The following is a 14,618-nucleotide window of genomic DNA, read 5'->3' on the forward strand; positions in this document are numbered from 1 at the left end:
CCCAGCCGGGTGGCGACGTCGTTGAGCTTTTGCCCCAGGGTTCGCAAGTTTTGCCGGTCGCCCAACGCAGCCTTGAGGCCAGGTTTGCGGTGCAACGCAGTGACGGGTTGCGGGCTGGGCACGCCCTGAGTGGGCGCAAGGCCGAGCGGTGGTCGGTGGCTGGATCCTTCAGGGGTCGGTATCGCGGCTGGCTGCGGGGCTGCGAGAGGGAGTTGTGGTGAGGCGGTGCCAAGACTAAGCATAGGGGGGTACCTTGTTTGTTGATGAGATACGCGCCTTCTAAAAGGAGGTTCCCTGTTCCCAAGACGCCTTATTGGGTGGGCGGCCCCCCCGTCAAGGTTCCTGCCTCAGGCCCGTTGTTATGTAAGAAGCGAAGTCAATGTCTGCGTGTAAAAGCGACACTGAGGGCCAGTGATTTCAATGAGTTAACGAATGTTTCTGGTCACTGGCGGCAGAAAAATAGCGTTCAAGCGTAACTTTGGGGCAAACTCCTCGTTTTTCCGCATTTGGCCAAGGCATGCCCATGACTCCCGCGTCGTCCGTCGATGAGAAAAACTTCCGTAAATTGCTGGGCCGCAACGTGGCGTTGCCGCTGGGTGTCGGTGTGCTCAGCGCGGTGTTTTTCGTCTGTTTGATCTCCTACCTGTTGTCGGTGATTCAGTGGGTCGAGCACACCGACCGGGTGATCAACAACCTCAACGAAACCTCCAAACTGACGGTGGACCTGGAAACCGGCATGCGCGGCTTCCTGATCACGGGCGATGAGCATTTCCTGGACCCGTACGAGGTGGCCAAGCCGCGGATCATTTCTGACTTGCGCAATTTGCAGGCGCTGGTGGCAGACAATCCGGAGCAGGTGGATCGGCTCAAGCGCCTGGAGTCGCTGCAATTGGCGTGGAACACCTACGCCCAGTCGATGATTGATATGCAGCGCCAGAACGGTGATTACCGCACCGCCGTGAAAGCCGGGCGGGGCAAAAGCCTGACGGACGAGATTCGCAAGGAGTACGACCGGGCGGTGGCGATGGAGCAACAGTTCCGCATCACCCGTAATGAAGATGTCACTCGCACCACCATCATCAGCGTCTCGTTGTATCTGGTGTTTGTGCTGGGCCTGAGCGCTATCCTTGCGTATGTCGGCAGGAAGAATTTACTAGAGCTTTCAACAAGCTACAGCGAAAACCTGATGTCACAACAGAGGATCGCCAAACGCCTTGAGCAGCAAGCCTGGTTGCGCAACGGCCAGACCGAACTGGCCGAGCAGGTACTGGGCCAGTTGACCCTGAACATGCTGGGCCGCAACGTCCTGCAGTTCTTCGCGCAATACATGGGCTCGGCAGTGGCGGCGCTGTACGTGCGTGAAGAACACGGTGGCCTCACGCGCGTGGCCACCTATGGCTTCTCCCGCGAGCAAGAGCAGCAGGAGCAATCGATCTATAACGACGAAGGTATCGTCGGCCAATCCGCCCGGCAGGACCGCCTGATTCGCCTGGACGATGTGCCGGTGGACTACTTCAAAGTCAGTTCGGGCCTTGGCGAAGGTTCAACCCGCAGTGTGCTGGTAGTACCGACCAGCGACGATGGCCGGGTCAACGGCGTGATTGAGCTGGGCTTCCTGCGCGCGCTGGACGAGCGTGACATCGAATTGCTCGAATTGATTGCCGACAACATCGGCACTTCCATCGAAGCCGCCCGGTATCGCCAGCGCCTGCAGGAAGTACTGGCTGAAACCCAGCAACTCAATGAAGAGCTGCAAGTGCAGCAGGAAGAACTCAAGACCGCCAACGAAGAGCTGGAGGAGCAATCACGCATCCTCAAGGAATCCCAGGCGCACCTGGAAACCCAGCAGGCAGAACTGGAACAGACCAACGAACAATTGGCCGAACAGACCCAGACCCTGGCCGAGCAGCGCGACGCCATGGACCAGAAGAACGTGCTGCTCAACCGCGTACAGGTCGAGCTGGAAGAGCGCGCCGATGAATTGCAGCGCTCGAGCAAGTACAAGTCCGAGTTCCTCGCCAACATGTCCCACGAGCTGCGCACGCCGCTCAACAGCTCGCTGATCCTGGCCAAGTTGCTGGCCGAGAACCCCCAGGACAATCTCAGCGCCGAACAGGTCAAGTTTGCCGAGTCGATCTACTCGGCCGGCAACGACCTGCTCAACCTGATCAATGACATTCTCGACATCTCCAAGGTCGAGGCCGGCAAACTGGAAATGCGCCCGGAGAATTCCAGCGTGGCGCGCCTGGTGGACGGTTTGCGCGGGATGTTCGAACCGCTCGCCGCCGACCGCAAGCTGGGGTTCCAGGTGCAAGTGCAGGAAGGTTCGCCGCACATGCTGTTCACCGACCGCCAGCGCCTGGAGCAGATTCTGAAAAACCTGCTGTCGAATGCGCTCAAGTTCACCGAAAAGGGCGAGGTCAGCCTGACGGTCTCCCGCCAGCCGGGGGAGGGCATTGCCTTTACCGTGCGCGACTCCGGGATTGGTATCGCCCCGGACCAGCAGGAAAGCATCTTCGAAGCCTTCCGCCAGGCCGACGGCACCACCAACCGCCGTTACGGCGGCACCGGCCTGGGCCTGTCGATCTCCCGCGACCTGGCAAACCTGTTGGGCGGCTACATCAGCGTCACCAGCGAGCCGGGCCAGGGCAGTGTGTTTACCCTGGTGGTGCCGGAACACTACGTGGAGCGTGAGGAAGACGCCCCGATGATCGAAGCCCCGCGTGCCGTCGTCCCTGCGCCGGCGCCGGCGCCGATCAAGGTGTCGCCGATGCCGATCGCCCATGAAGCGCTGATCCCGCGCTTTATCGACGACCGTGACAAGGCCCCGTTCACCACCCGCTGCATCCTGGTGGTGGAGGATGAGCCGAACTTCGCCCGCATCCTGTTCGACCTGGCCCACGAACTGGGCTACCACTGCCTGGTGGCTCATGGGGCAGACGAAGGCTATGCCCTGGCGGAGCAATACATTCCCGACGCGATCCTGCTGGACATGCGCCTGCCCGACCATTCGGGGCTCACCGTGCTGCAACGCCTCAAGGAACACGCCGGCACCCGCCACATCCCGGTGCATGTGATTTCCGTGGAAGACCGCGTCGAAGCCGCCATGCACATGGGCGCGATCGGCTATGCGGTCAAGCCGACCACCCGCGAAGAGCTCAAGGACGTGTTCGCCCGCCTGGAAGCCAAGCTGACCCAGAAGGTCAAGCGCATCCTGCTGGTGGAAGACGACGACTTGCAGCGTGACAGCATCGCGCGCCTGATCGGCGACGATGACATCGAGATCACCGCCGTAGGCTTCGCCCAGGAAGCCCTGGACCTGCTGCGCAGCCATATCTACGACTGCATGATCATCGACCTCAAGCTGCCGGACATGCTCGGCAACGAGCTGCTCAAGCGCATGTCCACCGAGGATATCTGCTCGTTCCCGCCGGTGATCGTCTACACCGGGCGCAACCTGACCCGCGATGAAGAGGCCGAGCTGCGCAAGTACTCGCGCTCGATCATCATCAAGGGCGCGCGTTCTCCCGAGCGGCTGCTGGACGAGGTCACACTCTTTCTGCACAAAGTCGAATCCCAGTTGTCCCATGAACGCCAGACGATGCTCAGGACCGCCCGCAGTCGCGACAAGGTCTTCGAGGGCCGCAAGGTGCTGCTGGTGGACGATGATGTACGCAATATTTTCGCCTTGACCAGCGCGCTGGAACACAAGGGCGCGGTGGTCGTGATTGGCCGTAACGGCCGCGAGGCGATCGAAAAACTCAATGAAGTCGACGACATCGACCTGGTGCTGATGGACGTGATGATGCCGGAAATGGACGGTTACGAGGCCACTGCCTTGATCCGCCAGGACCCGCGCTGGCGCAAGCTGCCGATCATCGCGGTAACGGCCAAGGCCATGAAGGACGATCAGGAGCGCTGCCTCGCGGCCGGCTCCAACGATTACCTGGCCAAGCCCATCGACCTGGACCGGTTGTTTTCTTTGATTCGCGTGTGGTTACCCAAGATGGAACGGATTTAATTGGAACGAAGCACTGACATCGAACTGCGCTTGTTGATTGAGGCGATTTACCTCAAGTACAGCTATGACTTTCGTGATTACTCCGGCGCCTCGGTCAAGCGCCGCGTGGCCCATGCCCTGCGCCAGTTCGACTGCAATACCATCTCGGCCTTGCAGGAGCGGGTGTTGCATGACCCGACGGCGTTCATGCAGTTGCTGCAGTTTTTGACGATTCCGGTGAGCGAGATGTTTCGCGACCCGTCGCACTTCCTGGCGATTCGCCAGGAAGTGGTGCCCCTGCTCAAGACCTACCCGTCGATCAAGATCTGGATTGCCGGCTGCAGCACCGGGGAGGAGGTGTATTCCATGGCCATCCTGCTGCGTGAGGAAGGCTTGCTGGAGCGCACGATCATCTACGCCACCGACATCAATCCCCGGTCTCTGGAAAAAGCCAAGCAGGGGATTTTTTCGCTTGAGAACATTCGCGCCTATACCCATAACTACCAGCAGGCCGGTGGGCAACGCTCGTTTGCCGATTACTACACCGCGGCCTACGATCATGCGATCTTCGACAAGACCCTGCGGGAGAACGTGACGTTTGCCGACCACAGCCTGGCGACCGACAGTGTCTTTTCAGAAACTCAATTAATTTCGTGTCGTAACGTACTGATTTATTTCAATAAAAAGTTGCAGGATAGGGCGTTTGGGTTGTTTCATGAGTCGCTGTGTCATCGCGGCTTCCTGGTGCTGGGCAGTAAGGAAACCCTGGATTTCTCTGCCTACAGCAAACAGTTCGAACCCTTGGTCAAGCAAGAACGGATCTACCGAAAATTATGAATGAAGCTGGTGCCAGCCCGGTGTCCGGGATCGAAGCCATTGTGATCGGCGCTTCCGCAGGCGGTGTCGAGGCGTTGCTGAACGTTTTTGGCGAATTGCCCGCCAGCTTCGCCTTGCCGATTATCACCGTGCTGCACCTGCCGGACGAGCGCCGCAGCCAATTGGCGCAAGTGTTCGACCGGCGCGTGTCGATGCAGGTCGTGGAGGCGCGCGACAAGGAAGTGATCCTGCCCGGCACCCTGTATTTCGCCGGCCCGGGTTATCACTTGTCGGTGGAACACGACCGCAGCCTGTCACTGAGCCAGGAAGACCGCGTGCACCATTCCCGGCCGGCGATTGACTACCTGTTCGAGTCGGCTGCCGACGTCTACGGCAAGGGCCTGCTGGCGATCCTGTTGACAGGGGCCAACCAGGACGGGGCCCGTGGCCTGGCCCACGTCAAGCAGTGCGGCGGCATCACGGTGGTGCAAGACCCCTCAGAGGCACGCGTTGCCATCATGCCCCGGGCCGCGCTGGCACTGCATACACCCGACCATATTCTTCCCTTGAGCCGCATCGCCCAGTTGCTGGCTTCCCTGGAATCTTCCCCATGTTAAGTACTGTCCAGGCCAAACTGCTGATCGTCGACGATCTGCCGGAAAACCTGTTGGCCCTTGAAGCGCTGATCAAGCGCGAAGACCGTCAGGTCTACAAGGCGTTGAGCGCCGACGAGGCTTTGTCGCTGCTCCTTGAACACGAGTTTGCGATGGCCATCCTCGACGTGCAGATGCCCGGCATGAACGGCTTCGAGCTGGCCGAACTGATGCGCGGCACCGAAAAGACCAAGAACATCCCCATTGTGTTTGTCAGCGCCGCCGGCCGTGAACTCAACTATGCGTTCAAGGGTTATGAAAGCGGCGCCGTGGACTTCCTGCACAAGCCGCTGGATATTCATGCGGTCAAGAGCAAGGTCAATGTGTTTGTCGACCTGTACCGCCAGAGCAAGGCCATGAAGCAGCAGGTTGAAGCCCTGGAGCACAGCCGGCGCGAGCAGGAAGCCTTGCTCACGCGTTTGCAGGCCACCCAGGCTGAACTGGAGCAGGCCGTGCGTATGCGCGATGACTTCATGTCGATCGTCGCCCACGAAGTACGCACGCCCCTCAACGGACTGATCCTGGAGACCCAATTGCGCAAAATGCACCTGGCTCGGGACAACGCTGCGGCGTTCACCCTGGACAAGATGCACGCCATGGTCGACCGCGATGAGCGGCAGATCCAGAGCCTGATCCGCCTGATCGAAGACATGCTCGACGTATCGCGCATCCGTACCGGCAAACTGTCGATTCGCCCCGGCCGCTTTGACCTGACGCAACTGGTGCATAACCTGCTGGAGAACTTCGCCCCGCAAGTGGCGGCCGCCGAGTCGTCGGTGATTTGGGTCGAGGAAGGGCCGGTGGAAGGCAATTGGGATGAGTTTCGTATCGAACAGGTGGTGTCCAACCTGTTGACCAATGCCTTGCGCTACGGAGCCAAGAGCCCGGTCGAAGTGCGGGTGTATGCCGCGCATGGCGAAGCGCGGGTCGAGGTGCGTGACCACGGCATCGGCATCAGCGAAGAAAACCAGAAGCGTATCTTCCAGCAGTTCGAACGCGTGTCGGCCAGCCACGCGGTGGCGGGCCTGGGCCTGGGGCTGTTTATCTCCGAACAGATTATTGCGGCCCACGGCGGTACTATCGAAGTGGAAAGCCGGATAGGCGAGGGCGCGTTGTTTCGTGTGTGCCTGCCACTGGAGGCCGGGGCATGAAATCAATCGTGAATCCGACGCAACCTCTGCGTGACCCTATGGTCGTATCAGCAGCAATTGACCGGACAAAGGCTTCCCATGAGTGAAGATGCGCAAGATGTGGTGCTGATCGTCGAAGATGACGAATCGATTATGTTTGTGTTGGGCGAGTACCTGTCGGGCCTCGGGTATCGGGTGTTGAAGGCGATTGACGGTGAGCAGGCGTTTGAAATCCTGGCCACCAAGCCGCACCTGGACCTGATGGTGACCGATTATCGCCTGCCAGGCGGCATCTCCGGGGTGCAGATTGCCGAGCCCGCGATCAAGCTGCGACCCGAATTGAAAGTCATTTTTATCAGCGGCTACCCGCAGGAAATTCTCGACTGCAACAGCCCGATCACCCGCAACGCCCCGATCCTGGCCAAGCCGTTTGACCTGGACACGTTGCAGGAGCATATCCAGCGGTTGTTGGCCTGATACACATCCCGTCACTAAGCTTGCGCCCGTGAAATGGAATCGCGGGGCCTGTTCCCGGTACGAAAGATTATCCCCTAGCAGACGAAAAGGCGTTGCGCAGGATTTCTGACTGTATCGATGGAGTAGACCTCGTGACCATTTCCACTCGCACTGCGCGCCATGCCCCTGAACTTACAGCGCAACCGGATTCGACGCCAAGCACGCCCGCCGCCGTTCAGCTTCAGGGCGTCGTCGCAAACCGGGCGCCGGCGAACGAGGTGCCCCTCGATTCGCCCCGCGACAATGCCGATCGCCAGTTGGCGCGCAACTTTGCCCAGGGGCTGCGCCAGGTGACCGGAACGCCGGGGACGGATGGAGCCATCATGCTGGACATCCCGCCCCAGTCCACGTTCGGGCAATGCTGGGCGTTGCTGTCGCGTGCGTTCAAGTCCCCGGATGTGGTGCAGTGGATGGCTGACATCCACCTGGACCCCTCATCGGTCAGTATCGAACCGTTTACCGGTCGACTGTATGGGCGGATCAACGGCCGTTTAGATGTCCTCACGCCCGGGCTGGGTGATCGCGGCTGGGCGAGTGTGAGCGGCCCTATTCGCCAGGCCATCGACAGCCTGGCGGGCAACAGTCCTCGTCCGATCAAGCCCGCAGTGCCTGGCAACACTCAGCGCGCGCCATTTGATCGGGTCAAGAGTTTTTACTTCGAGGGCAACCTGCCGGAATCCGGGCGCGCTCTACGTGCGCAGGAAATCGAGCGCAACAACGCGCCCCTGGCACTCGATGACGCTCACTTTGGCCCGATTAACGAGCAGCGCTCCGAGCAATCCCTTGATGTCCAAAAGGGCGTGCTGGGCGATATCGCGCTCAGGCACACGTTGTTGGAGAAATTGCTGGCGTTCGACCCGGACGACAACACCGCGCTGACCGAATACCTGCAGCACGTCACCATGGCCGTGCCTTCAGACTCCACGTATGGCCGCCAGACGGGAGTGGCGCACGCGACACTGGAAGACGTGCTCGCGGGCAATGGCTGGCGCCTGGCGGAAAACACTGAGCCGAAGATTCAGTTCGAAACCCTCGTCAACGCCCTGAATGCACCCGAGTTGCCCGAGCAACGTGACGGCAATCTGGGAGGTGCGTTGTCTTGGCCAAGCCCTTTATCTGTCCAGGATCAAAAAGCGGTCTATAGCCACATCACCCACAATAACCTCGGCCTGCCTGGCCTGGAGGACCGCGACGCGGCACCCTCGCAGGTGCGTGATAAAGGTGCATTAGGCTACCTGGCAAAGGGCGTGCAATGGCTGCCGGGCGAACTGAAGAACCCGCGCAACGCACTGAACAAAATCCTCGAGTCTGACAAGGCTCTGGCGCTGGGGAAGGCGCTGCAAGGCAAGATGGGGGCAATTGGGACCGCCTCCAGTGCCAGAGAGTGGGCATTGACCGCGATTGTCCTCACGCTGGATTCCCAGAGCATTTATTCGCCGCAGCCCCACCATGTCGCAGGTTTTGACCTGGCGGCCACCGAAAATTACGGCCAGCCTGTCAGCGTGATTCAGCAGCGGCTGATCGATCACTTGGTGAGCACGCACAAAGCCAGCCCCGAAATGGCCCCGGTGGCGGCAATGATATTGCTCTCACGTGCCGCACCCGAGTTGCAGATAAAAGGTACTCCGCCCAACGTAACCTACGGTTCGTTGGCCTGGGTGAGCCTCAAGGCCGCAGTGGCGCGTATTGAAGCCACGAACCCCGGGGCCTCTGCCCAGATGACCTTTGCCCAGGTGGCGATGTTTGATGCCGTTGAGCCTGTCACGGATACGCAGCGCGACATCCAGAAGCAAGCGCAGCTGACCGCAGTGACCGAATGGGGGGAGATCAATGGAAGCCTATCGAAGCCTGGGCCTCACTCGCCGGCGCAGATCAACGCCACCCAGCAAGCATTGGCCCAACAGGGGCAGGCATTGATCGATGCCGATGAAGCGTTCAAAGCCCCTCTGCCGACCCAACGCAGTGTTGCATTGGCAGAGCTCAAGGCCGCGTTCGGCGACGCAATTCCCTTTGAAGAAAAATCGATTCGCAGCCAATACGTGAAAACGGACGCGCATCGACTGACGCCTTCGATCACCACGAACTCGCTTGGCGCGTATTCGGTGCTGGATATCTACCTGTCGAAGAAAACCCACGAGTCGACAGGGTGGCAGTCGGACAACGACCAGATCCCGATCAACAGCCTGTTAGCGCGCATTAAACAGCTGCCCGACCCCAAAGCTAAACATGCCGAGCAATTTGCGGCGTATAAAAGCAATATCGAAAAAGCCTATGTGTCGATTACCACGAACCTGATTGCCAACTTGCCCCTGGAGGATCGGAAGAATATCGAGTCGGGGGAAATAACCGTCTACAGGCAGGGTAAGGTTCTGCGTACGGTAACCACCACGCCCAATGGCTCCCATACCGCCGAGCAGGCAGAACCGCTGCAGTCGGATGGCAACAGGAGCCTGTTGATCAAGACTCACCGTGATGGCCAGGTGGTCTACTACGGGATGGACCCCCAAAACAACGCCATTACTCGCCGCGACGATCTGAAGGACACCTTCAAGCCAGGTATTCAAGGCGAGTGGGTAGAGCAGAAAAGTAACTCGGTACTCACAGAGTCTTACGCCAACACATCGATCGTCGAAGTGCGTCCCGATGCAGATGGCCGGGTCAAACAACAGGCGGGTAACCTTCCCGCGGGTAACCCCAAGTCATTCAGCAGTGCGCGAAGTGAGTACCTTGGGCAATTACTCTCGCGTAATGCCACTGTGGCCCATCGGTTCGGTGAGCAGGAGGACGCCGCCAAAGCCGTCACCACCTTTGATGATGAGCAAGCGAAGCAATCGATGTGGCGCGAAATACTGTTGGGCTTCATACCCGGGCTTTCAGTGGTTCGCAATATCGTCAAAGGGGATTATGTCGCAGCCCTTGGGGATGTCATCTTTGATGGTGTGATGTATTTGGTGACGGCCGGTATCGCCAAAGGTGCGGGGGCATTGAAAAACGTGCGTGCTGCCAAACCCAGCCGCTTTGGCCACTCACTGTTCAAACGCTACACACCTGACGCGCGCGCCGCAGCCTACAACGGGTTCCTGGGCGACGTGACACCCTTGCGTGCAGTTATACCGGGCGCGCAGGCGCGCCAGGGCGCGCGATTCACCAAGGCGCAGCTACAGGAAATTTCCCAGCGTACCGACCTGCATGTAGGCACATACACAGTACCCGGGAGTGACGTCACTGGCAGGACGGTGGCCAAGTTTGATTCGATAACCCATCAGTGGTTTCCTTACAACCCGGCAACTAAACAGCCCTATGGGCGCCCCTTGGACGGGTTTTCCGCCCTCGAACCCACCAACCTCGAGATCCGCTGGCGTGAGGTAACCACCAAGGCAGAGAACGGCCCTGACAAAACCAGCTTTCAGGAAGGCTACGTCCAGGGTGATCCAGCCAAGATTCCCGGTTATTCGTCGAAGATGATGTCTGCGCAAGTCAAAAAACTGGCAACCAAAGGAAATTTGTCCGCCCGGGATATAGGGACGCTGGCCAGGCAACATGAGCGCCTGGCGGTCCAGGCCAGCTTGAATGGCGCCAATCTATTCAATAACAAGGTGCGCGCTGCCGGCGGGCGCATTACCGCCATGCCGCAGTTATTTTACTTGAGCCAGACTCAGCCGTTGTCGCAGGGGGAATGTGCAGCGCTTTCGCACCTCATGGCGCTGGCGGTGAAGAAGGGCAAGGCCCAAGTGCTGATTGACAATTTTTTTAAGGCCGCCGCCAATCCTACGGCAGCCGCGTCCAAAAAGTTCATTGCGACGCTGACGGTTCTGCAACGCAAAATCGGCGGGGCTACTGCATTCCACGGTATCAGCGACGTCAAGGCCAAGCCTTACACCGCCGTAGCTTCAGAGCTGTCGATGGCCACGCAATCGCAAACACTGATGTTTGGGGACAGTGGTCACGCGATGACTGCCGGGGTTGTCGTCAACGGAAATCAAAAATCATTCTTCTTTTACGAACCCAATTATGGCCTGGCCCATTTCCCGGACGCGGCCAGCTTCCAGCGTGGAGTCAACGACATTTTTACCTCACCCGACTTTTCCCTCAGGTACAAAACGGCGGGAGATGACCCCAAAGTGCTGGAGTTCAAGATCAGCCCCCAAAACGACAATACCGTATTCAAAACGGGGGTGGATGCCCGCGCATTGGAGGACATGTATACCGTCCAATTGTGAGCATCTGACAAGGCTCCCATGCCTCCCGGACCTACTCCGGGAGGTGTGCCTGAATCATCTCCCGCACTTTTGCCGTCAGCAAATCAAAGGTAAAAGGCTTGGTGATCATCTGCATGCCCGGGTCGAGAAAGCCGCCGCGCACCGCGGCGTGCTCTGCGTAGCCGGTGATAAACAGCACCTTCAAGTCCGGACGCACCTGCCGCCCGATTTCCGCCAGTTGCCGGCCATTCATTCCCGGTAAACCCACATCGCTGATCAACAGGTCAATCCGCTGGCTCGACTGGATGATCGGCATGGCGCCGTCGGCATCACCGGCTTCGACGAAGGCATAACCCAACTCGCTAAGGACGGCACTGACCAGCACCCTGACGGCGGGATCGTCCTCGACAATCAGTACCGTTTCACCCGCATTTGCAAATGGCAGCAGCGCCGGGTTGATCTGTTTGTCAGCCATCACCTCGCCGACAAACCGCGGCAGGAACAGGCTGACGGTGGTGCCTTGGCCCACCACGCTGTGAATCGTCACATGCCCATGGGACTGACGGGCAAACCCGTAGATCATCGACAACCCCAGCCCGGTCCCCTGGCCGATGGGTTTGGTGGTGAAGAACGGGTCGAATGCCCGGCTGATCACGCTGTCGGGCATACCGCAGCCGGTGTCGCTGACGCTCAGTTCCACATAGTCGCCGGGGATGAGGGTGCCGTAGGCCGCGGTAAACACGCTGTCGAGGTGCCGGTTGGTGGTTTCCACCACCAGTTGGCCGCCGTTGGGCATGGCATCCCGGGCATTGATGGCCAGGTTGAGCAGGGCGCTTTCCAGTTGGTTGGGGTCGGCTTCGGCGGTCCATAGCTGTTCGGTCAGGCGGATGTCCAGGGCGATACTTTCATTGAGGCTGCGTTGCAGCAACTCGCCCATGGAGATCACCAGTTGATTGATCTGCACCGGTTTTGAATCCAGTGACTGGCGGCGGGAGAATGCCAGCAGCCGGTGGGTCAGCGCGGCAGCGCGGTTGGCCGACGTGACACCCAGGTCGATCAGGCTGTCGAGGTCCTCTGTACGGCCCCGGGCCACGCGCCTTCGCAGCAGTTCCAGGCTGCCGATGATGCCGGTCAGCATGTTGTTGAAGTCATGGGCAATGCCGCCGGTCAGTTGACCGACAGCTTCCATCTTCTGCGACTGTCGCAAAGCTTCTTCGTTATTGCGCAACTGTGCGGTGCGTTCTTCTACCTGCTGTTCCAGGGTTTCCAGCGTACTTTGCAGGCGCTGTTCACTTTGGCTCAGGTCGATCAGGCGGTCGCGGGCCTCGTACTGCCGGCGCCGGCCGCGTAGCGCTGTGGTCACAAGGCTGATCAAGGTGACCGGATGGAACGGGCGCTCCAGGAAGGTGACGTTGCCCAGCAGTACACTCAGGTGCGACGAACCGTTCTGTTCACTGCCGCCGTGGTGCGTCATCAACACAATGGGCAAGTCTGACCACGCCGGTTGCTGATGCAGGTGCGTGAGCAGGGGCTCCAGGTCGATACCGCGCATGGCTTCGGCGGCGATGACCAGCAGGCCGGCGCCGTGCTCCAGTTCGTCGCACAACATTTGCAAATGGCTGGCGATGATACCGTTGAAACCCGCCTCGTTGAGCATCATCAAGGCCAGGGAGCTGTCGCGGCCCAAAGGCGCAAGGATGATCGCCCGTTCGGTAATGGCCGGCAGGCCACTCATGAACTTTCATCCTTGAGCAGCGGGTTATCGGTACCCAGGTAGTTCGGCACGCCGCGCAGCACACCCTGGAAGGCATCGAGGGGTTCCCCAATGGTCATGCCCCGGCTGCCTATGCGGTATTCGCGAATCGTTGATTCATGGCTGCCGGTGCGTTTCTTGATGATCGAGATGGCCCGGCGGACTTTACCGAGGGCTTCGAAGTAGCGCAGCAGGATCACGGTGTCGGCCAGGTAAGTGATGTCTACCGGGGCCTGCATGTCGCCTACCAGGCCGTGTTGGGCGACGGTCATAAAGGTCGCCGCGCCACGTCGGTTGAGGTACAGCAGCAGCTCGTGCATATGCAGGATGAGGGCGTTTTCTTCCGGCATCGCGGCCTGGTAACCGTTGATGCTGTCGATCACTACAGTCTTGATGCCACGCTCATCCACGCAACGTCGCACCCGGTGGGAAAACTCGCCGGGGGACAATTCGGCGGCGTCTACCTGCTCGATCAGCAAGTTGCCGGTGTCTTGCAGGGCTTGCAGGTCGATGCCCATGTTCTTCATGCGTTCGAACAGCAGCCCCAACTCTTCATCAAAAATGAACAGCGCGGCTTTTTCGCCCCGACCCACGGCGGCTGCGGCGAAGATCATCGAGATCAGCGATTTGCCGGTGCCGGCCGGGCCCAGGATCAAGGTGCTGGAGCCGGTCTCGATCCCGCCGCCCAACAGTGCGTCCATCTCGTGGATGCCGCTGGTCAGGGTCTGGCGGTTATAGCCGCCACGGTGCTCGGCCGCTACCAGGCGGGGGAACACATGCACGCCGTCTTCCATGATGGTGAAGTCGTGAAAGCCGCCGCGGTACTTTTGGCCACGGTACTTCACCACCCGCACACGGCGTCGTTCGGCGCCGTAGTTGGGGGTCAGTTCTTCCAGGCGAATTACCCCGTGGGCCACGCTGTGCACGGTCTTGTCGAGGGATTCGGTGGTGAGGTCGTCCAGCAGCAGGACCGTGGCGTCATAGCGCACGAAGTAGTGCTTGATCGCGAGGATCTGCCGGCGATAGCGCAGGGAGCTTTGCGCCAGCAAGCGAATTTCCGAAAGGCTGTCGATGACAACACGGGTGGGCTTGACCCGCTCCACCACTTCAAAAATCTGTCGGGTGGCTTCACCCAGCTCAAGGTCCGAGGAATACAGCAGGCTTTGCTGGTGCTCGGCGTTTAGCAGGCTTTCGGGCGGTGTCAGCTCAAAGATATGAATGTGCTCGTCCAGGTCCCAGCCGTGGGACTTGGCACCCTGGCGCAACTCGCGCTCGGTTTCTGACAGGGTGATGTACAGCGATCGTTCACCGTTTTTTGCTCCAGCCTGTAGGAAGTGCAGGGCCACCGTGGTTTTACCGGTGCCGGGCTCACCTTCCAGCAAGAACAAATGGCTACGGGAAAGCCCCCCGGCAAGAATGTCGTCCAGACCTTCAATACCAGTGGCCGCCTTTGCTGTGAACAGCTCTTTGGATGTAGACAAGAAGTGCCCTCGGGTCACGTATAAGTAGTAGGGAGCGCCCGCTGGGGCGCGCCATATTTACTTGACCGTG

General features: G+C 59.7%; 8 protein-coding genes. 6 read left to right on the forward strand and 2 right to left on the reverse strand.

All coding sequences use genetic code 11. The features are described 5' to 3' along the window. Window positions 1-523: 523 nt before the first annotated feature. From ACZRN6_RS27905 to ACZRN6_RS27930, 6 genes are all read left to right on the forward strand, one after another. Complete coding sequence (locus ACZRN6_RS27905) at window positions 524-4,021, forward strand: response regulator (protein WP_464009326.1); 3,498 nt, start codon at window positions 524-526, stop codon at window positions 4,019-4,021. After that, a complete protein-coding gene (locus tag ACZRN6_RS27910; protein ID WP_322145273.1) occupies window positions 4,022-4,837 on the forward strand; it encodes a CheR family methyltransferase in 816 nt (271 codons plus the stop codon). Then, a complete protein-coding gene (locus ACZRN6_RS27915) occupies window positions 4,834-5,433 on the forward strand; it encodes a chemotaxis protein CheB (RefSeq protein ID WP_322145272.1) in 600 nt (199 codons plus the stop codon). The genes ACZRN6_RS27910 and ACZRN6_RS27915 overlap by 4 nt, the downstream gene beginning before the upstream one ends. Continuing rightward, window positions 5,427-6,620, forward strand: coding sequence for a hybrid sensor histidine kinase/response regulator (locus ACZRN6_RS27920; RefSeq protein WP_464009327.1), 1,194 nt, complete (start codon window positions 5,427-5,429; stop codon window positions 6,618-6,620). The genes ACZRN6_RS27915 and ACZRN6_RS27920 overlap by 7 nt, the downstream gene beginning before the upstream one ends. Window positions 6,621-6,698: 78 nt before the next feature. Then, entirely contained in the window at window positions 6,699-7,076 is a 378-nt protein-coding gene (locus ACZRN6_RS27925; RefSeq protein ID WP_010171103.1) for a response regulator, read from the forward strand. 131 nt (window positions 7,077-7,207) lie between these two features. After that, window positions 7,208-11,335, forward strand: a complete 4,128-nt coding sequence (locus ACZRN6_RS27930; RefSeq protein ID WP_464009328.1) for a hypothetical protein — start codon at window positions 7,208-7,210, stop codon at window positions 11,333-11,335. 31 nt (window positions 11,336-11,366) lie between these two features. On the opposite strand, the gene ACZRN6_RS27935 is transcribed toward ACZRN6_RS27930, so the two are convergent. Together ACZRN6_RS27935 and ACZRN6_RS27940 are read right to left on the reverse strand one after the other, a co-directional pair. Next, complete coding sequence (locus tag ACZRN6_RS27935) at window positions 11,367-13,049, reverse strand: response regulator (protein WP_322145269.1); 1,683 nt, start codon at window positions 13,047-13,049, stop codon at window positions 11,367-11,369. Then, complete coding sequence (locus ACZRN6_RS27940; RefSeq protein WP_322145268.1) at window positions 13,046-14,548, reverse strand: ATPase domain-containing protein; 1,503 nt, start codon at window positions 14,546-14,548, stop codon at window positions 13,046-13,048. Before ACZRN6_RS27940 ends, ACZRN6_RS27935 begins: the two co-directional genes overlap by 4 nt. Window positions 14,549-14,618 lie beyond the last annotated feature (70 nt).

Source organism: Pseudomonas sp. A125 (genome assembly GCF_055409485.1).